Source organism: Microbacterium sp. (assembly GCF_003248605.1).
In the GTDB taxonomy this organism is placed as follows: domain Bacteria; phylum Actinomycetota; class Actinomycetes; order Actinomycetales; family Microbacteriaceae; genus Microbacterium.
On sequence record NZ_QFPF01000047.1, the window covers coordinates 1 to 18,631 of the forward strand.

The 18,631-nt window shown below is 71.2% G+C and carries 20 protein-coding genes and 1 pseudogene; 13 read left to right on the forward strand and 8 right to left on the reverse strand.

The genetic code is table 11. The features are described from left to right. Positions 1 to 924: pseudogene (locus DI573_RS07960) on the forward strand (translational GTPase TypA); the annotation flags it as partial. 51 nt (positions 925 to 975) lie between these two features. Here DI573_RS07960 and DI573_RS07965 read toward each other — a convergent pair. Further along, positions 976 to 2,121 carry a serine hydrolase domain-containing protein gene (locus DI573_RS07965; protein WP_292812600.1) on the reverse strand — a complete coding sequence of 382 codons (1,146 nt, stop codon included), beginning with the start codon at positions 2,119 to 2,121 and terminating at the stop codon, positions 976 to 978. Positions 2,122 to 2,220: 99 nt separating this feature from the next. Here DI573_RS07965 and DI573_RS07970 point away from each other — a divergent pair, with 99 nt between their 5' ends. From DI573_RS07970 to DI573_RS07995, 6 genes are all read left to right on the forward strand, one after another. Next, positions 2,221 to 2,961 carry an AzlC family ABC transporter permease gene (locus DI573_RS07970; RefSeq protein ID WP_292812602.1) on the forward strand — a complete coding sequence of 247 codons (741 nt, stop codon included), beginning with the start codon at positions 2,221 to 2,223 and terminating at the stop codon, positions 2,959 to 2,961. Continuing rightward, positions 2,958 to 3,272, forward strand: coding sequence for an AzlD domain-containing protein (locus DI573_RS07975; protein ID WP_292812605.1), 315 nt, complete (start codon positions 2,958 to 2,960; stop codon positions 3,270 to 3,272). Before DI573_RS07970 ends, DI573_RS07975 begins: the two co-directional genes overlap by 4 nt. Positions 3,273 to 3,324: 52 nt before the next feature. Further along, positions 3,325 to 3,735: a histidinol dehydrogenase gene (locus DI573_RS07980; RefSeq protein ID WP_292812608.1), complete on the forward strand. Its 411-nt coding sequence runs from the start codon at positions 3,325 to 3,327 to the stop codon at positions 3,733 to 3,735. 47 nt (positions 3,736 to 3,782) lie between these two features. Continuing rightward, complete coding sequence (fdxA, locus tag DI573_RS07985) at positions 3,783 to 4,103, forward strand: ferredoxin (protein ID WP_292812609.1); 321 nt, start codon at positions 3,783 to 3,785, stop codon at positions 4,101 to 4,103. A gap of 2 nt (positions 4,104 to 4,105) precedes the next feature. Beyond that, positions 4,106 to 5,218, forward strand: coding sequence for a succinyldiaminopimelate transaminase (gene dapC / locus DI573_RS07990; RefSeq protein WP_292812612.1), 1,113 nt, complete (start codon positions 4,106 to 4,108; stop codon positions 5,216 to 5,218). Positions 5,219 to 5,417: 199 nt separating this feature from the next. Beyond that, complete coding sequence (locus DI573_RS07995) at positions 5,418 to 6,713, forward strand: citrate synthase (RefSeq protein WP_292812614.1); 1,296 nt, start codon at positions 5,418 to 5,420, stop codon at positions 6,711 to 6,713. A gap of 405 nt (positions 6,714 to 7,118) precedes the next feature. Here the strand turns inward: DI573_RS07995 and dapD are convergent, their stop codons facing one another. After that, complete coding sequence (dapD, locus tag DI573_RS08000; RefSeq protein WP_292812616.1) at positions 7,119 to 8,075, reverse strand: 2,3,4,5-tetrahydropyridine-2,6-dicarboxylate N-succinyltransferase; 957 nt, start codon at positions 8,073 to 8,075, stop codon at positions 7,119 to 7,121. Between the two features lie 39 nt (positions 8,076 to 8,114). Between dapD and dapE the strand changes: the two genes are divergently transcribed. The 3 genes from dapE (at position 8,115) to DI573_RS08015 (ending at position 10,649) form a co-directional block, all read left to right on the forward strand. After that, a complete protein-coding gene (dapE, locus tag DI573_RS08005; RefSeq protein ID WP_292812618.1) occupies positions 8,115 to 9,188 on the forward strand; it encodes a succinyl-diaminopimelate desuccinylase in 1,074 nt (357 codons plus the stop codon). Between the two features lie 50 nt (positions 9,189 to 9,238). Next, positions 9,239 to 10,399, forward strand: coding sequence for a hypothetical protein (locus DI573_RS08010; protein WP_292812622.1), 1,161 nt, complete (start codon positions 9,239 to 9,241; stop codon positions 10,397 to 10,399). Positions 10,400 to 10,475: 76 nt separating this feature from the next. Then, a complete protein-coding gene (locus DI573_RS08015) occupies positions 10,476 to 10,649 on the forward strand; it encodes a DUF3117 domain-containing protein (protein ID WP_292812625.1) in 174 nt (57 codons plus the stop codon). Between the two features lie 59 nt (positions 10,650 to 10,708). On the opposite strand, the gene DI573_RS08020 is transcribed toward DI573_RS08015, so the two are convergent. Continuing rightward, a complete protein-coding gene (locus DI573_RS08020) occupies positions 10,709 to 11,341 on the reverse strand; it encodes a class I SAM-dependent methyltransferase (RefSeq protein WP_292812627.1) in 633 nt (210 codons plus the stop codon). Positions 11,342 to 11,451: 110 nt separating this feature from the next. Here DI573_RS08020 and DI573_RS08025 point away from each other — a divergent pair, with 110 nt between their 5' ends. Continuing rightward, positions 11,452 to 11,838, forward strand: a complete 387-nt coding sequence (locus DI573_RS08025) for a Sec-independent protein translocase TatB (RefSeq protein ID WP_292812630.1) — start codon at positions 11,452 to 11,454, stop codon at positions 11,836 to 11,838. Positions 11,839 to 11,845: 7 nt separating this feature from the next. On the opposite strand, the gene DI573_RS08030 is transcribed toward DI573_RS08025, so the two are convergent. The 4 genes from DI573_RS08030 to DI573_RS08045 are packed head-to-tail and all read right to left on the reverse strand — an operon-like array spanning position 11,846 to position 16,404. Then, positions 11,846 to 13,396, reverse strand: a complete 1,551-nt coding sequence (locus tag DI573_RS08030) for a carboxylesterase/lipase family protein (RefSeq protein ID WP_292812632.1) — start codon at positions 13,394 to 13,396, stop codon at positions 11,846 to 11,848. A 23-nt stretch (positions 13,397 to 13,419) separates the two neighbouring features. Next, entirely contained in the window at positions 13,420 to 14,568 is a 1,149-nt protein-coding gene (locus DI573_RS08035; protein ID WP_292812634.1) for an Mrp/NBP35 family ATP-binding protein, read from the reverse strand. Further along, positions 14,558 to 15,109, reverse strand: coding sequence for a DUF1003 domain-containing protein (locus tag DI573_RS08040; protein ID WP_292812637.1), 552 nt, complete (start codon positions 15,107 to 15,109; stop codon positions 14,558 to 14,560). The genes DI573_RS08035 and DI573_RS08040 overlap by 11 nt, the downstream gene beginning before the upstream one ends. Then, complete coding sequence (locus DI573_RS08045; protein ID WP_292812640.1) at positions 15,109 to 16,404, reverse strand: CBS domain-containing protein; 1,296 nt, start codon at positions 16,402 to 16,404, stop codon at positions 15,109 to 15,111. Before DI573_RS08045 ends, DI573_RS08040 begins: the two co-directional genes overlap by 1 nt. A gap of 58 nt (positions 16,405 to 16,462) precedes the next feature. Here DI573_RS08045 and DI573_RS08050 point away from each other — a divergent pair, with 58 nt between their 5' ends. Both DI573_RS08050 and DI573_RS08055 read left to right on the forward strand, forming a co-directional pair. Continuing rightward, positions 16,463 to 17,149, forward strand: a complete 687-nt coding sequence (locus DI573_RS08050) for a general stress protein (protein WP_292812642.1) — start codon at positions 16,463 to 16,465, stop codon at positions 17,147 to 17,149. Beyond that, complete coding sequence (locus DI573_RS08055) at positions 17,146 to 17,817, forward strand: alpha/beta family hydrolase (protein ID WP_292812645.1); 672 nt, start codon at positions 17,146 to 17,148, stop codon at positions 17,815 to 17,817. Before DI573_RS08050 ends, DI573_RS08055 begins: the two co-directional genes overlap by 4 nt. A gap of 12 nt (positions 17,818 to 17,829) precedes the next feature. On the opposite strand, the gene DI573_RS08060 is transcribed toward DI573_RS08055, so the two are convergent. Next, the coding region (locus DI573_RS08060; protein ID WP_292812647.1) for a M24 family metallopeptidase at positions 17,830 to 18,631 on the reverse strand (802 nt) is incomplete at its 5' end.

Here is an 18,631-nt window from a genome sequence, read left to right on the forward strand (position 1 = left end):
GTCGACGACCCCGCGATCTCGATGACGATCGGCACGAACACCTCGCCCCTCATGGGCAAGGTCAAGGGCCACAAGCTCACCGCCCGCATGGTCAAGGACCGCCTCGACCGCGAGCTCATCGGCAATGTCTCGCTCAAGGTCGTCGACATCGGCCGTCCCGACGCGTGGGAGGTGCAGGGCCGCGGTGAGCTCGCCCTCGCCATCCTCGTCGAGAACATGCGCCGCGAGGGCTTCGAGCTCACCGTCGGCAAGCCGCAGGTGGTCACCAAGCAGATCGACGGCAAGACGCACGAGCCCTTCGAGCACCTCACGATCGACGCCCCCGAGGAGTACCTGGGCGCGATCACCCAGTTGCTCGCCGCTCGTAAGGGCCGCATGGACAACATGACCAACCACGGCACCGGCTGGGTGCGCATGGAGTTCATCGTGCCCTCCCGTGGCCTCATCGGCTTCCGCACCGAGTTCCTCACCACGACCCGCGGCACGGGCATCGCCAACGCCATCTCGCACGGTTACGAGCCGTGGGCGGGCACGATCACGACCCGTCAGAACGGGTCGATCGTCGCCGACCGCTCGGGTGTCGTCACCCCCTTCGCGATCATCGGCCTGCAGGAGCGGATGTCGTTCTTCGTCCAGCCGACGCAGGAGGTCTACGAGGGCATGGTCATCGGTGAGAACTCCCGCGCCGACGACATGGACGTCAACATCACGAAGGAGAAGAAGCTGACGAACATGCGCGCGTCGACGTCGGACTCCTTCGAGTCGATGACGCCGCCGCGTCAGCTCTCGCTCGAGGAGAGCCTCGAGTTCGCCCGTGAGGACGAGTGCGTCGAGGTCACGCCCGAGATCGTCCGCATCCGCAAGGTCAACCTCGACGCCACCGAGCGCGCCCGCGCGACGGCGCGACTCAAGCGCCAGGGCTGAGCTGCGGCATCCGCGCGTCGCCCTTCGCAGGCGGCGGCGGATGCTGCGCTCTCACCCCGCGAGGATCTCGGGCTCGAGCGCCTCGAGCATGTGCGCGGGCAGGTCGCCGTCTACGCCCGTCGCGTTGAGCACGATCGCGACCGAGATCCCGGAGGCGGGGTCGTGCATCGCCAGGGCCTGGTATCCCAGGCCGTTGCCGGTGTGACCGATCCAGTCGCCGATGCGCCCGATCCCGAGACCGTAGGCGTCGTAGTACGGACTCTGCGCATCGGCCGTGGTGGGGCCGAACGCCGCGAGCCGCTGCTCGAACGTCTCGGGTCGCAGCAGGGCGCCGGTGCCGAGCGCCTCGGCCCACTCTGCGAGGTCGGATGCCGTGCCCCACAGTCCGCCGGCGGCGGAGAACGCGCTTGCGCGAACCCAGGGCAGCGCTTCGGGCGCGCCGTCGGGGTCGAGCTGGAACGGGCTCGCCGCATCCTCGGGCGGTTCGGGCGCGTCCCCCGGATAGGTCACGCTGTCGAGGAGGAGGGGCCCCGCGACGCGCTCGAGCACGACGTCCGCCCACGGCTGGCCCGTTGCGCTCTCGATCGCGCGGCCGATGAGCAGCGTGTTGGTGTTGGAGTACTCGTAGCTCGTCCCCGGGGCGAACACCTCGCCGAGCCCCTCGACCAGAGCGAAGAGGTCGTCGTCGGTGAAGGAGCGGTCGGGCTCGGCGCTGATCGCCGTCATGAGGCCCGGCTGCGCGGAGTAGTTCGGCACGCCCGAGGTCATCGCCGCGAGCTGGCGCAGCGTCGCCGTGTCGGGCACGCCCGTGACGGGCGCGGGGCTCGGGGCGTCGAGATCGAGGGCCGCATCGCCCGCGAGCTGCAGGAGCGCCGTGACGACGAAGGACTTCGTGATGCTGCGGTAGGCGAACAGCGTCGCGTCGGACACGGGGGTGCCCTCCGCATCGGCGACGCCGACCGGATAGGCGAGGGTCTCATCGCCCGTGCGTACGGCCAGCACGCCGCCCGGCACCCCCGCCTGCTCGAGCTGCGCCGCGAAAGCCTCGGCCAGTCCCGTCGCCGGTGTCTCGCTCGGGCTCGGGCTCGGGGGCGTCGTGGGCTGGGGGGCGGGTGCGGCGCATCCGGCGAGCAGCACCGCCGCCACGGCCAGGGCGGACGACGCGCGTCGCGTGCGCGCGAGGGACGACGACAGCATCCCTTCACACTAGGGGCGTGTCGGCGCGCGTCGCATCCAGGGCCGGCGGTGCCCGATCGGACCGCCGGCGCACGGGCGGACCGCGGATAGGCTCGGATCATGCGTGCCGAGCCCGATCCCGAGGTGCGGCGCGCGTGGCGGCAGGCCCTCGGCGTCGCGCTCGCGACGAGCGTCTACGGGGTCTCGTTCGGTGCGCTCGCGGTCGCATCGGGGCTCGATGTGTGGCAGACATGCGTGCTGAGCCTGGTCATGTTCACCGGCGGGTCGCAGTTCGCCTTCGTCGGCGTGCTCGGGGCCGGCGGCCTCGCCGCGGCGCCGGCGGGAATCGCCTCCGCCGCGCTGCTGGGCGTGCGCAACGTCGCCTACGGCATGCGGATGTCGCCCGTCATCGGGCCCGGCCCGCTGCGTCGCGCGGGCGCCGCGCACTTCACGATCGACGAGTCCACCGCCGTCGCGCTCGCGCAGACGACCCCCCGAGCGCGGACTCTGGGGTTCTGGCTCACGGGTCTGGGCATCTACGCGGGCTGGAACGCCACCACCTTGATCGGCGCGCTGCTAGGCGACGTGCTGGGGGATCCGCGGGCGTACGGTCTTGATGCCGCGGCCGCCGCGGCGTTCCTCGCGCTGTTGTGGCCCCGGCTCCGCGGCCGACAGGCGATCGCCGTCGGGGTGGCCGCCGCGGCCGTGGCGACCGTGCTCACACCGGGTCTCATGCCCGGGATGCCGGTGCTCATCGCCGCGGTCGTGGCGATCGTGGTCGGCTGGTTCAACTGGCTCGGGCGCGATGAGCTGCCGCCCCCCGAACCCGACGACGTGCCCGAGCGGGAGGGTCTGCCGTGACCCTGTGGACCGCCGTGCTCCTGGCGTCGGTGATCTGCCTCGCGCTCAAGGCGATCGGCTACCTCGTGCCCGCCCGGTGGGTCCAGGCGCCGCGGCCCGCCCGCATCGCCGACCTGCTCACGGTCGCGCTGCTGGCCGCGCTCGTCGCCGTGCAGACGCTCGCGCAGGGCCAGGCGCTCGCCGTCGACGCGCGCGTGCCGGCGCTGCTCGTCGCCGCCGGACTTCTCCTCGTCCGCGCCCCGTTCCTCGTCGTGGTGACCGGTGCGGCCGTCGTCGCCGCGCTGCTGCGCCTGTGGGGACTCGCCGCGTGAGACCGCCGCTCTCGGATGCGCCGGGGGCGCCCCGCGCGGATAGGGTCGGAGGGTGAAGACTTCGCTCGGCGCGCGCATCGGGATGCTGGTGCTGGCCGCTTTCGCCGGCGCGGTGTACGGCGTGGTCGGCACCGTGGCCCACGCCTCGACCCTCGTCGCTCTGCCGATCGGCCTCGTGCTGGGCATCATCGGCGCGGGCGCCCTGCTGCTTGCGATCCGCCTGTTGTCCGACCGCTGGGCCGCGATCGCCGCGGGCGCGGGCATGACCATCGCGATCGTGCTGTTCTCGGGCGAGGGGCCGGGTGGTTCCGTGATCGCGCCGGCGGGCCTCGCCGCCACGATTTGGACCATCACCGTCCCGCTGATCGCCGTCGCCATCGCGATGTGGCCGCAGATCCCCGAGCCGCGAGCCGCCTCCGGTGCCGGCGTCGGACGAGAAGTCCCGCCCGACGTTTCGCGGTGAGTCGGCGCCCGATCATCCTCGGGGCGCCCGCGAACTAGACTGGACGGGTGACTTACGTGATCGCCCTCCCGTGTGTCGATGTCAAGGACCGCGCCTGCATCGACGAGTGCCCTGTCGACTGCATCTACGAGGGGGAGCGCTCGCTCTACATCCACCCCGATGAATGCGTGGACTGCGGCGCGTGCGAACCCGTCTGCCCCGTCGAGGCGATCTACTACGAAGACGACCTGCCCGAAGAGTGGTCGGACTACTACAAGGCCAACGTCGAGTTCTTCGACGACATCGGCTCGCCCGGCGGCGCGGCCAAGGTCGGGGTCATCCACAAGGATCACCCGGTCATCGAGGCGCTGCCCCCGCAGGAACACTGACCGTGGGGGTGCAGGGGCTGCCCGACTACCCCTGGGACCAGGTCGCGCCCTACGCCGAACGCGCTCGCGCGCACGCGGACGGCATCGTCGATCTCTCGATCGGCTCGCCCGTCGATCCGACACCCGAGATCGTGCGTCACGCGCTTTCGGCCGCCACCGACGCGCACGCCTACCCGCTGACGGTCGGTACGCCGGCCCTGCGCGAGGCGATCGCCGAGTGGTTCGCGCGCCGCCGCGGTGTGCCGGGGCTCGAGCCCCGGCACGTCCTGCCCACGATCGGCTCCAAAGAGCTGGTGGCGCTGCTCCCGCTGCTGCTCGGGGTCGGCGAAGGCGACGCGGTCGTGCACCCGCGCGCCGCCTATCCGACGTACGAGATCGGTGCGCGCGTCGCGGGCGCCGAGGCCGTCGCCGCCGATGAGCCCGAGGACTGGCCCGCGCACACTCGACTAGTCTGGATCAACTCGCCCGGCAACCCCGATGGCGCGGTGTGGGATGCCGAGCGTCTCGCCCGCGCGGTCTCCCGTGCCCGCGAACTCGGTGCGGTCGTCGCCGGCGACGAGTGCTACGCCGAGCTCGGCTGGGAGGGCCGCTGGGCCGACGAACCGGTTCCGAGTGTGCTCGATCCGCGCGTGACCGGCGGCGATCTCACCGGCGTGCTCGCGGTGTACTCGCTGAGCAAGCAGTCCAACCTCGCCGGCTACCGCGCGGCTTTCCTCGCGGGCGATCCGGCCCTCGTCGGTCCCCTCGCGAACGTGCGCAAGCACCTGGGGCTCATGCTCCCCGCGCCCGTGCAGTCCGCCATGGTCACGGCCCTCGGCGACGAGGCCCACGTGCAGGAGCAGAAGCAGCGGTATCGCGCTCGCCGATCCCGCCTCAAACCGGCGCTCGAGGCCGCGGGATTCCGCATCGATCGCAGCGAGGCGGGGCTGTATCTGTGGGCGACCGAGGGGCGGGACGCCTGGGAGTCGATGAGCCGGCTCGCGGATCTCGGCATCCTCGCAGGCCCCGGGCACTTCTACGGCCCGCACTTCCCGCAGCACGTGCGCCTCTCGCTGACGGCCACGGACGGCCGCGTGGCCGCCGCGGCCGATCGGCTCACAGCATCCGTTTCGTAGATGTCCGCCATCAACATCGGGCAGGCTTTGGCGCGTGCAACAGTAGGCGTTCGCGGCGGCTAGGCTGTACGAGCGGATGCCGTGGGATCCACCCTCGGGGCAACCGCTGCAGGGCCCTCCGGGCGCACGAACGCCCGCCGGGACCGGCGGCCGCGAGAATGCGGCGACACCCCGACGACGACAATCGCAAGGAGGCGCCGTGAGCGATGCGGTCGCGCAGCCCGAGAAGGCCACTCTGACCATCGGCGAGAAGACCGCCGAATTTCCGGTGCTGCGGGGCAGTGACGGGGTCCCGAGTGTCGACATCTCGACCTTCACACGCCAGACCGGGCACACGACCCTCGACTACGGCTTCGTCAACACCTCCGCCACCAAGTCGGCGATCACCTTCATCGACGGCGACAAGGGCATCCTGCGCTACCGCGGATACCCGATCGAGCAGATCGCGAAGCACTCGAGCTATCTCGAGGTGGCGTGGCTGCTGATCTACGGCGAGCTGCCCAGCGCCGACGAACTCGCGGCATTCGATGATCGCATCCGCCACCACACGCTGCTGCACGAAGACCTCAAGCGATTCTTCTCGGCCCTGCCGCACACGGCGCACCCGATGTCGGTGCTCTCCTCCGCCGTGTCGGCGCTGTCGACGTACTACGAGCGCGAGTCCGATCCCAACAACCCCGAGCACATCGAGCTGAACACGATCCGCATGCTCGCGAAGCTCCCGGTCATCGCCGCGTACGCGCACAAGAAGAGTGTGGGGCAGGCCTTCCTCTACCCCGACAACGGGTTGAGCTTCGTCGACAACTTCCTCAAGCTCAACTTCGGCGTCCTCAGCGAGATCTACGATGTCGACCCGGTGATGTCACGGGCGCTCGAGCGGCTGCTGATCCTGCATGAGGATCACGAGCAGAACGCGTCCACCTCGACCGTACGGCTGGTCGGCTCGACGGGGGCCAACCAGTTCTCGTCGATCTCGGCCGGCATCAATGCCCTCTATGGTCCGCTGCACGGCGGCGCGAACGAGGCGGTGCTCGACATGCTCGCGCGCATCCGCGACTCGGGCGAGAGCGTCGAGCGCTTCGTCGAGCGGGTCAAGAACAAGGAGGACGGTGTCAAGCTCATGGGCTTCGGGCACCGCGTCTACAAGAACTACGATCCGCGCGCCAAGCTCGTGAAGGAGTCGGCCGACGAGGTGCTCGAGGCGCTCGGTGTGAGTGACCCGCTGCTCGATCTCGCGAAGCAACTCGAAGAGATCGCCCTCAAGGACGACTACTTCCGTGAGCGTCGGCTCTACCCGAACGTCGACTTCTATACGGGCGTCATCTACAAGGCGATGGGCTTTCCGACGCGCATGTTCACGGTGCTCTTCGCGATCGGCCGTCTGCCCGGGTGGCTCGCGCACTGGCGTGAGATGCAGCTCGACCCGCAGACCAAGATCGGCCGGCCGCAGCAGCTGTACACGGGGGCGCCCGAGCGGCAGTATCCCGGCGCCTGAGGGCCCCTGTCTGACGGGCCTGGCCGTGGCCCAGGCCCCGCACCCCGCACCCCGCACCCCGCACCCCGTACCCCGCACCCCGCACCCCGTACCCCGTACCCCGTACCCCGTACCCCGTACCCCTCCCTCGCTGAGCCCGACATCTGCACGAGAGGTGGGGCAAGAGTCGACGCACGTTGCCCGTGGTGTGATGCGCACATGACCGGTCGTGCAGACGTCGCTCCGGCACCCGCGGCGGGGGTGTCCCGATTTCTGTCGCTGAGCGCGCGCTCTGGCGACAGAAATCGGGACACGCACGCAGGCGCCCGCCCGCGCGCACGCACGCAGGCGCCCGCCCGCGCGCACGCACGCAGGCCCGCACGCGCGCAGGCCCGTACGCACGCAGGCCCGCGCGCGCGTACGGGCTCAGGCGTGCAGAGCCTCGTTGAGCGTGACGCCCACGCCCGACCGGCGCACCGCCTCGATCGCGCCCGAGAGCGAGTTTCGGCGGAACAGCAAGCCCGCAACGCCGGACAGCTCCGAACCCTTGACCGTGCGGCGCGTGCCGTCAGCCCGGGGCGCGTCGTCGGCGAGCACGATCTTCGATCCCGCCGTGACGTACAGGCCGGCCTCGACGACGCAGTCGTCGCCGAGCGAGATACCGATGCCCGCGTTCGCGCCGAGCAGCGTGCGCGCGCCGATCGAGACGCGGTGGGTGCCGCCGCCCGAGAGCGTGCCCATGATCGACGAGCCGCCGCCGATGTCACTGCCGTCGCCGACCACGACGCCCTGCGAGATCCGGCCCTCGACCATCGAGGCCCCGAGCGTGCCGGCATTGAAGTTGACGAACCCCTCGTGCATGACGGTGGTGCCGGGGGAGAGGTAGGCACCGAGTCGCACGCGCGACGCGTCGGCGATGCGGACACCCGGCGGGGTGACGTAGTCGGTCAGCCGGGGGAACTTGTCGATGCCCTGGATCTGGATGCCGTCGCGCAGGAGCAGCGGGCGCAGGCGCGTGGCGTCGTCCGGGTGCATGGGTCCGGCGTTGGTCCACGCGACGTTGGGCAGATGCCCGAAGATGCCGTCGAGGTTGAGGTCGTTCGGCCGCACGAGACGGTGCGAGAGTGCGTGCAGACGCAGGTAGGCGTCGGATGTGGATGCCGGAGCCTCATCGAGTGAGATCTCGACCGTGATCGCTTCGATCGTGACCGCCCGCCGGTCATCCGGTGCGGCGAGACGATCGAGGTCGTCGGGCACGATCGCGGCGTCGCGGCCGAGGGGGATGCGACCGAGCGACGGGTGCGGGTACCAGGTGTCGAGCACCGTCCCGTTCTCCGAGATCGTCGCCAGTCCCTCGCCCCACACGTGCCGTTCATCACTCATGCTTCCAGGCTAGCGGGGGCGCGCTCGTAGACTTGCCGCATGACCGTGCTCGATCTGTCCCTCACCAGCGTCGAGCTGACCCGTCTCATCTGCGACGTCCCGAGCGTGTCGGGTGACGAGCAGACGCTGGCCGACCTCATCCACGATGCGGTGCGGGCGCTGCCGCATCTCGATGTCTACCGGGACGGCGACACCATCGTGGCCCGCACCGGCCTCGGCCGCGCGCAGCGGGTCGTCATCGCGGGCCACATCGACACCGTGCCCATCAACGGCAACGTGCCCACGCGTGACATCGAGGTCGACGGCGTGCCTCACATCTGGGGGCGCGGAACCGTCGATATGAAGGCCGGCGTCGCGGTGCAGCTCAAGCTCGCCGCCGAGCTCACCGAGCCCCGGGCCGACATCACGTGGATGTGGTACGACCACGAAGAGGTGGATGCCGATCTGAACGGCCTGACGCGTCTCGGGCGCACGCGCCCCGACCTGTTCGCCGGAGACTTCGCGATCCTGGGCGAGCCCTCGAACGGCGAGGTGGAGGGCGGGTGCAACGGAAATCTGCGGGCGCGGGTGCGCACGCGCGGAGTACGCGCACATTCGGCTCGCGCGTGGGTGGGGGAGAACGCGATCCACGCGGCCGCGCCGATCCTCGCGCGTCTGGCCGAGTACCGGCCGCAGACCGTGACGGTCGACGGCCTCGACTACCGGGAGGGGCTGAACGCCGTGCGGATCACGGGAGGGATCGCGGGCAACGTGATCCCCGACGTGTGCGAGGTCGAGGTCAATTACCGTTTCGCCCCCAGCCGCTCGCCCGAGCAGGCCACGCAGCACGTGCGCGATGTCCTGGCGGGCTTCGACGTCGAGATCGTCGATCTCGCCGCCGGCGCGCGGCCGGGCCTCGATGCACCGCTCGCGCAGGAGTTCGTCGCGGCGGTCGGGGCCGAGCCCCGCCCGAAGTACGGATGGACGGACGTCGCCCGCTTCTCTGCCCTCGGCGTGCCGGCCGTCAACTACGGCCCGGGCGACCCGCACCTGGCCCATCACGACGAGGAGCGCGTGCCGATCGATCAGATCATCGCCGTCGAGCGCGGGCTACGGGCGTGGTTGCAGGCCTGACCGCGGATCCCACCAGCCCGCGTCCCCGCGCGGGGTGGGCGCATCCCGCGGTGCGCATCGCGATCATCTATCTTGCCGCCCGCGCCGCAACGACCGGGCTGTTCGTGCTCGCGGGCGCCCTCTCGCCCCAGGGGTCGCGACTCGGCCCGGGCGCCGATCTTGCCACGTACGTGCTCGCCTGGGACGCGCAGTGGTATTGGCTGATCGCCGTCGAGGGGTATCCGACGCAACTGCCCCGCACCGAGGACGGCGACGTCGCCCAGAACGCGTGGGCGTTCATGCCGCTCTTTCCGATGCTCGCGCGCATCGTCGGCACTCCACTGGGGTCATGGGGGGCGGGCGCGTTCCTCGTGGCGCTCGCGGCGGGCTACCTCTGCTGTCTCGTCCTCCGCGACGTCCTGAAGGATCGCATCGGCGAGTCCGCGGCCCTGTGGGCCGTCGTCTTCTTCGCGGCCGCGCCCATCGCTCCACTCCTGCAGATCGGGTACGCCGAATCGCTCTTCCTGCTGTTCGTCCTGCTCGGCATCCGCGCCCTCCAACGCCGTCGATACGGATGGCTCTATGCGATCGTGCCGCTGATGGGTTTCACCCGCCCCGGTGTCCTCGCTTTCGCGCTCCTGATCGGTCTCTTCGGAATCTGGCGCCTGTTCGCACGCCGTCGTGAAGCGCTGCGCGTCGCCGAGATCGTCCACATCGTCGCGCTCGGCGCGCTCGCCACCCTCATCGGGTTCGCCTGGCCCGCGATCGCGGCGCTCGCGACGGGAGAGGGCGACGCGTACTTCGAGACCGAGCTCGCCTGGCGCCGACTCTGGGTGGGGGATGCCGGTGCGTTCTCGCCCTTCGAGGGCTGGTTCCAGGCCGCGGACTTCTGGTTCACGCAGTGGGGCGCGGGTCCCGTCGTCGGCATCGCGGTCGCGGTCGCGATCGTCATCGCGATCGCCGCCCTGCTGCTGTTCGAACCGCACGTGCGTCGCCTGGGCGTGGAGAATCGTCTGTGGGCCGCAAGCTATGTGCTCTATCTCTTGGCCGTCTTCTTTCCGCAGTCCAGCGTCTTCCGCCTCCTTTTTCCGCTCTCGCCGCTCTGGGGCGCGCTGGCGGTGCCGCGCTCGCTGATCTGGCGAGTGGGCGTGCTCGTCGTCGCGCTCGCGGGCCAGTGGTGGTGGATCTGGAACATGTTCGGCCTGGGCCAGATGTTCTGGCAGATCCCCTGATATACGACCAGGCTCTCGACGTCGGGGATGCAGGATAAACTGGTCTCGCTAGATTTCGTGACGAAAGGGGCCCTTGATGGCAGCCATGAAGCCGAGGACCGGCGACGGACCGATGGAGGCCGTGAAGGAGGGTCGCCTCATCATCGTGCGGGTGCCGCTCGAAGGCGGGGGACGCCTGGTCGTCTCCGTCAACGATGCCGAGGCCAAGGAGCTGCACGATGTGCTCTCCGGGGTGGTCGCACCCGCCTGACGGCAACCCTCGACAAGCCGGTTCCGCGCGATGCGCGGGGCCGGCTTCTCTCGTGCCCGCTATTCGGTGATCTTGGTCAGCTGCAGGAGGCCGTCGCCGACGATCGACAGCGCGGGGATGACGGCCTGCGAGCCCTGCGTCTCCTGGATGAGGGTGCGGAAGGCGACGGTGACCGCGTCGCGGGCGACGGGATCGGCCACGCGTCCGCCCTGCAGCGCGCGCGGCACCAGCACGGTGCCGCCCACGCGAACGAGTCGCAGGCCGTGCGCGACGTCCTCGAGCACATGCTCGGGATCGGCGTCGACGAGGACGATGTCGTATGCCGACTCGTTCATGCGGGGAAGCACATCGGCGGCGCGCCCGGTGATGAAGCGCGAGCGCGCGGCGGGGATGCGCGCGTCGGCGAACGACTTGCGGGCCGCCGCGAGATGCTCGGGCTCGGCATCGATCGTGGTGAGGATGCCGCGCGGCGCTGCATGCAGCAGCCACAGCCCGGACACACCTGCTCCCGTGCCGATCTCGACGAGATTGAGGGCTCCGGTCGCGGCGGCGATGACGGCGCACTGTGCGCCGACCGCGGGATCGATGGGCGTGACGCCGATCTCGAGCGAATGCGCGCGGGCCCGGGCGATGGTCTCGGGCTCGCTGACCTGCTCGCTGGCGTACCGCCAGCTGGCCTCTCGTGCACTCATGCGTCCTCCTCCGGAGCGCGACGCTCGTGCGTTCCGCCGCGGACCCCGGGTGCCCAGACTACGGCCCTGGTTGCGGGGCGGCCCCCAGGCGCGGCGGGTAATCTGAACTCATGTTCTTCGGGCTCACGATCGAGAAGCTTCTGCTGATCGGCGTGATCGCCGCCCTCATCGTGGGGCCCGAGCGCATGCCGAGATATGCGGAGGGTCTCGCGCACCTCGTCACCCGTCTGCGTGACTTCCTGCGCGGTGCGAAGACCCGCGTCCGCGATGAGATGGGCTCGGACTTCGACGACGTGGACTGGCGCAAGCTCGATCCGCGGCAGTACGATCCTCGTCGCATCATCCGCGAGGCGCTGCTCGATGAGCCCCCGCTGCCGGCTGTCAAGCCGGTGTCGGCACCGCCGATGCCCGCCGCGGGCGCTGCCGCCGCGGGCGCTGCCGTCGCGGCGCGGCGGGACCCGACCGCTCCGCCGCCTTTCGACAGCGAGGCGACCTGAGCGCGGGTCAGGTGAACGAGAGCACCGTGGTGCCCCAGGCTTCGCGCAGCTGCCTGTCGAGGTCGGCCTCGAGGCGGTCGGTGCGATCGATGACGAGGGTCTCGCGCGCGGTGATCGTGTAGGCCTCCCACGGGGCGTCGTTCTCACCCGCCCGCGGGGCTCCGCCTGTCGCGAATCCGATCCAGCGCGCCTGCATCCGTGCGGAGATCATCCGCCCGGTGCGCAGCCCGCCGAGCTTGAAGGTGATGTCCTTGCGCCCTCCGACGAGGTTGCCCCACAGGTACGGAAGCTCCGTCGCGTGGGTCGCGCCGATTCCGAGCAGGTGCAGCATGGGTGTCGCCCAGTCGAAGCGGTACAGATAGGTCGGCGCGATCGGCGCGTGTCCCTCGACCAGCCAGAGCGTCGGCATCCTGAACCCGAGATCGCGCGAGATCGCGGGGCCCTGCTGCTTGGGCCGGAGTCCGGTGTATGCCGCCTGGATCTCGGCATCGGCGGGGATGTCGAGGTCGGGCCGGTCGGCACGCAGCTGTCGCGAGACCTGTTCGAGTGCCTCGCGGGTCACCGGCATGAGGGGCGATTTCATCATTGTGAACAGCGACGTCTCGTCGTGGTTCGTGCCGATCAGGAGGGGAACCGGGTGTGCTCCGCCGCGGGCGAAGACGTCGACCGGGGCTTCGGGTATCAGGTCGCCGTCGATGACGGGGGTGAAGGCGAGGGTCCCGGGATCGCTCACGGGCGTCTCGCGGTAGACCGTCATGCCCGCCTCGATCAGGCGGGCTGCGGGGAGTCCGCGCAGGCTCGCGAGCACCTGCGGGTCGGCGGGGTCGACGCCGAGCTCGGCGAGTACGTGCCGCGTGACACGTTCGGCGCGATCCTGCCCGTACACACTCGTCGCGGGGGAGCTCTCGGCGATCGCGCGATGGAACAGGCCTTCGGTGGCGGGCGAGGTCATGAGCGTCGTGACGATGCCGCCGCCCGCCGACTCGCCCGCAAGCGTCACGGCGCCGGGATCGCCGCCGAAGGCCCGGATATTGGCCCTGACCCACTGCAGCGCCGCGACGACATCGTGCAGGGCGACGTTGGGCTCGAACCGCTCGTCGCCCGCGCCGAAGCGCGACAGATCGAGGAAACCGAGGGCGCCCAGGCGGTAGCCGACCGTGACCAGCACGATCTCGCCGCTGGCCGCGAGCGACCGGCCGTCGTAGAGCTTCTGCGCCGTGCTGCCGAACATGTACGCGCCGCCGTGCACCCAGACCACGACCGGGACGTCGTCGCCGGGCTCGATGCCCTCTGCCGCCCAGACGTTCAGGGTCAGGCAGTCCTCGTTCTGGACGACATCGTCGGGCAGAGCGATCGCGGGGCTCGGCCCCTGGACCGGTGCGGGGCCGAACACAGTGGCGTCGGCGGGTTCCGTCCAGGGCGCGGGCGGGTGCGGGCGTCTCCAGCGCAGCGCGCCCGTCGGCGCCGCTGCGTAGCGGATGCCCTTCCACCACCGCACGTGTCCGTCGCCGGATCCGCGCACGGGTCCATGGGCGGTCTGCACGATGCTGTCGGTCATGGTGCGCCTTTCGAGGTTGGAGATCAGCGCGCGCGGAACGGCAGCGAACGACCCGCGAGCCCCCGGGGTGCTGCGACCAGGTGCTCGGCGGCTTGCACGATCGCGCGCGCAGCGGCGTCGTCGGGCACCCCCGTCACCACCGGTGATCCGGTGTCGCCGCCCGAGCGCAGGGCCGGGCTGAGAGGGATCGACGCGAGCACGGGGACGGGTTCGGCATCCGTCGTCAGCGCGGCGGCCACCTGGGCGCCGCCGCCGGATCCGAAGAGATCGAGCACCTCGCCGCCGGGCAGGATCATGGCCGCCATGTTCTCGATCACACCGACGACGCGCTGCCCGGTCTGTCGCGCGACGAGCGCGCTGCGGACGGCGACCTCGGATGCTGCCGCCTGCGGCGTCGTGACGACCACGACGTCGGCGTGGGGCAGCAGCTGGCCCACCGAGATCGCGACGTCTCCCGTGCCCGGGGGCATGTCGAGCAGCAGCACGTCGAGGTCGCCGAAGAAGACGTCGGTGAGGAACTGCTGCACGGTGCGGTGCAGCATCGGCCCGCGCCACGCGACGGCGGCCCCCTCTTCTCCCTCGCGCAGGAACATGCCGATCGAGACCACCTTCACGCCGTAGGCGATCGGCGGCACGATGAGATCGTCGATGCGCGTGGGGCGCGTGGTGCGGCCCTCGGCGTCGACGAGGCCCATCAGCCCGGGGATCGAGAAGCCGTGCACATCCGCGTCGATCAGACCGACCGACAGCCCCTGGGCGGCGAGGGCGACGGCGAGGTTGGCGGTGACGGTGGACTTGCCGACGCCGCCCTTTCCGCTGGTCACGGCGATGACCCGGGTCAGTGACTCTGCGGTGAACGGGATGCCGCGGGCCGCTCCGCCGCGCAGGCGCTCGGTCAACTCCGCGCGCTCGGCCGGGGTCATGACCCCGAGGCTCACCTCGACGTCGGTGACCCCGGGCACCGTCGCGGCGGCGGCGCGCACCTCGCGTTCGATGCGGTCGGAGGCGGGACAGCCGACGATCGTGAGCGCGATGCCCACGTGCGCGCGACCGTCGTCGACCGAGATCTCGCGAAGCATGCGCAGATCGGCGAGCGGCCGTCGCAGCTCGGGGTCGGTGACCGCGCCGACGGCCGTGCGCACGGCGTCGACGACGGGGGTCTCAGCGGGCATCGGCGACCCGGGTCTCGTTGCGGTCGGCGGGGCCGTGCTCGTCGTCGCGGTCGAGCCGCTCGATGAGCGCCTTCAGCTCGCTGCGCAGCACGTCGCGCGTGACGACCTGATCGTTGATCTCGGTCAGCGCCATGCGCAGTGCGACGATCTCGCGGGCGAGGTACTCGGTGTCGGCGAGATTGCGCTCCGCGCGCTGGCGATCCTGCTCGATCTGCACGCGGTCGCGGTCGTCCTGCCGGTTCTGCGCGAGCAGGATGAGGGGAGCCGCATACGACGCCTGCAGCGAGAGCATCAGGGTCAGGGCGGTGAAGCCGTTCGCGGCGGAGTCGAAGCGCAGCTCGATCGGCAGCAGGGTGTTCCAGGCGAGCCAGAGCACGCAGAACAGGCTCAGCAGCAGGAGGAAGGCGGGCGTGCCCATCGCCCGGGCGACCCACTCGGTGAACCGGCCGAACCGATCGCGTGAGGGCGCGGGCGTGCGCGGGCGCACCCCGCCGAGGCCGCGGGGCGCGTCGAGCGCCGCCTTGCGCGCGGGCCGCGCCATCAGCGTCGCCTCGTTCCGACGGCACGGCTGCGCGGGGTGGTCGCGGGTTCGGCGTCGTCGTCGGCGTCGTGCGAGCGCCAGTCGTCGGGCAGCAGGTGGTCGAGCACGTCGTCGACGCTCACCGCGCCGACCAGGCGGTGGGCCTGGTCGACCACGGGCAGAGAGACGAGGTTGTAGCTGGCCAGCAGTCGGGCGACCTCGGCGGCGGATGCTGTCGCGGGAACCGGTTCGAGGGAGTCGTCGATGATCGTGCCCAGTCGCTCGTGCGGCGGGTAGCGCAGCATCCGCTGGAAGTGCACCACCCCGAGCAGCCGCCCCGTGGGGGTCTCGTACGGCGGGAGGGTGACGAAGACGGCGGCGGCGAGGGCGGGGTGCAGCTCGTGCCGGCGGATGAGGGCGAGCGCCTCCGCGACGGTCGCCTCGGCGGAGAGGACGATCGGCTCGGGGGTCATCAGTCCGCCCGCCGTGTCGGGGCCGTACGCGAGCAGGGCGCGCACGTCGTCGGCCTCATCCGGCTCCATCAGATCCAGCAGCTGCTCGGAGCGACTCTCGGGCAGCTGGGCGAGCAGGTCGGCCGCGTCGTCGGGCTCCATCGCGTCGAGGATGTCGGCCGCGCGCTCGTCGCCCAGGCGCTCGAGGATGCGCGCCTGCTCCTCCTCGGGCATCTCTTCGAGCGCATCGGCGAGGCGATTGTCGGGCAGTTCGCCGGCCACCTCGATCATTCGCTCTTCGGGCAGATCGAGCAGGGTGTTCGCGAGGTCGGCCGCGTGCAGCTCGGAGTACGAGGCGACCAGCTGCTCCGCGGACTGCGATTCGCCGGGCGCCTGGTTCTCGCGCACGTCGTTCCAGCCGGCGAACGTCGTCGAGCCCTTCGCGAACGGGGAGGCGCTGGTCTTGGGGCGCCGGAGGAACAGCTGGCCGATGGCCCATTCGCCGATGCGGTTGCGCTCGATCGCGACGTCTTCGATGACCGCCCCGCCGGACCCGTCGACGAGGAACACCCGCCGGCCGAGCAGTTCGGCGAGCACCCGCACCTCGCCGCCGCGCTGTTGGAAGCGTCGGACGTTGATGAGTCCCGTCGTGATGACCTGGCCGGTGACGATCGAGGTGACGCGGCCGATCGAGACGAACACGTGCCGTCGCCCGGGAATCTCGACGACGAGGCCCACCACACGCGGCGGATCGTCCTTGCGGTACACGACCACGACGTCGCGGACCTTGCCCAGCCGATCGCCCGCGGGGTCGAAGACGGCGCACCCGGCCAGGCGCGCGACGAAGACCCTCTGCGTGCTCACTCGACCAGCGTAGCCCCGACATCGTCGGCGCTCAGGAACGGCGTGGAAGAATGGCCGGATGACGATGATGGGACCGGGAGCAGCCGGCAAGCGCGCCGACCAGGTCGGCGAGACCGTCGCGAGTTTTCCGACGTACGAGGGTGCGCAGAAGGCGGTGTCGGCGCTGATCGCGGCCGAGGTGCCCGCACGCGACATCGCGATCGTGGGCATCGGCCTGCGCTCGGTGGAGCGGGTGACGGGCAGGCTCGGCTATGCGACCGCGGCGCGGTCCGGCGCGATCAACGGCCTGCTGATCGGACTGTTCTTCTCGGCGATCCTCGTGCTCGGATCGCCGTCCGTCCCGATCCAGGCGTTCGTCGGGGTGCTGTTCGTCGGCATCGCGATCGGGATGCTGCTGAGCATCGTCACCTATTCCTTCGTGCGCCGGCGCCGCGATTATGCCTCGGTCATGCAGGTGCTGGCCGACCACTACGAGGTCACCGTCGACGCCGGCACCGCAGGCAAGGCGCGCCAGGCGCTCGGCAACCGCGCGGTCGCCGCCGCGCCTCGGGGCGTCGGAGCACCGGCGGGTCAGCCTCCTGCGCCCGGCGCCGCGCCGCCGATGCCACCCGCTCCGCCGGCGCCCGGACCGATCGGGCCCCCGCGGTACGGGGAGCGCATCGATCCCCCCGTCGCTCCCGAGCCCGACGAGCCGACTCCCGGCGACGCGGGCGCCGCGCCGCCCTCGCGCGACGCCCCGGCGTGAGGCTCGACCTCGAGGTCGAGCTTCGCGCGGGCCCCGTCGCGGTGAGCGCGGAGTACGAACGGCCCGCGGGCGCCTGGGCGAGCGTCGTCGTCGCGCACGGGGCCGGCGCAGGGTACGACCACCCGTTCCTGACGGGATTGACGGCGGGGCTGGCCGCGGAGGGTCTTGCGACGCTGCGCTTCAACTTCGCCTACGTCGAGGCGGGACGGCGCATGCCGGGGCCCGCCGCGCACGCGGTCGCGGCGTGGCGCGCGGCGGTCGCGGCGGCCGCAGAGCGCGTCGAGGTCGCCGAGCCGATCTGGGCGGGTGGAAAGTCCTACGGCGGCCGGATGGCGTCGATGGCATGCGCGCAGGGCGAGATCGATGTCGCGGGCCTGGTGTACCTCGGCTACCCGCTGCACCCGCCCGGCGACCCCGGCAAGGCGCGGGCCGCGCACCTGCCGGCCATCGCGGTGCCGCAGCTCTTCCTTTCGGGAACGAACGATCCCTTCGTGGATCCGCACGAGCAGCTCGTCGAAGCGGTCGCGTCCTGTCCCGACGCGAGCATCGAATGGGTCGAGGGCGCAGGCCACTCCTTCGAGGTCACCGGCGCACGGCGCCCCGCCGACGAGGTGGGCGCCGGCCTTGCCCCGCGCGTCGCGGCGTTCGTGCGGGCCCGAGCCCGCTGACGGTGAGAGCGATCAGGGGGCGCCGAGGCGCAGCATCCACGCCTCGACGTCGTCGGCCGTGCGGGGGATGTCGGCCGAGAGGTTGACCGGGCCGTCGACGGTCATCAGGATGTCGTCCTCGATGCGCACACCGATGCCCCGGTACTCCTCGGGCACGGTCAGATCATCGATCTGGAAGTACAGACCCGGCTCGATGGTGAACACCATGCCGGCCTCGAGCACCCCGTCGTAGTACATCTCGCGTCGGGCCTGCGCGCAGTCGTGCACGTCGATGCCGAGATGGTGGGAGGTGCCGTGCACCATGTAGCGGCGGTGCTGTCCGCCCACGCCCTCGGCGAGTGCTTCGTCGGCGGTCACGGGCAGCAGGCCCCACTCCGCGACACGCGTCGCGATGACGGCCATCGCCGCCTCGTGCACCTCGCGGAACCGCGCCCCCGGGCGAGCGGCGCGGAAGGCGGCGTCCGCGGCCTCCCGCACCGTCTCGTACACGCGCCGCTGCACGTCGGTGAACCTGCCCGACACGGGCAGCGTGCGGGTGATGTCGGCGGTGTAGAGGCTGTCGACTTCGACTCCGGCGTCGATGAGGATGAGATCGCCGGGCACGACGGCACCGTCGTTGCGCGTCCAGTGCAGATAGCACGCGTGAGGCCCAGAGGCGGCGATCGTGTCGTAGCCCTCGCCGTTGCCGTCGCTGCGCGCGCGCTGGTGGAAGACGCCCTCGACGAGTTCACCGCTCTGCCGGGCGATCGTGTCGTCGACGCGGACGACGATCTGACGCGCGCCGTCTCGGAGCTGCGCCTGGTCAAGGACGAGT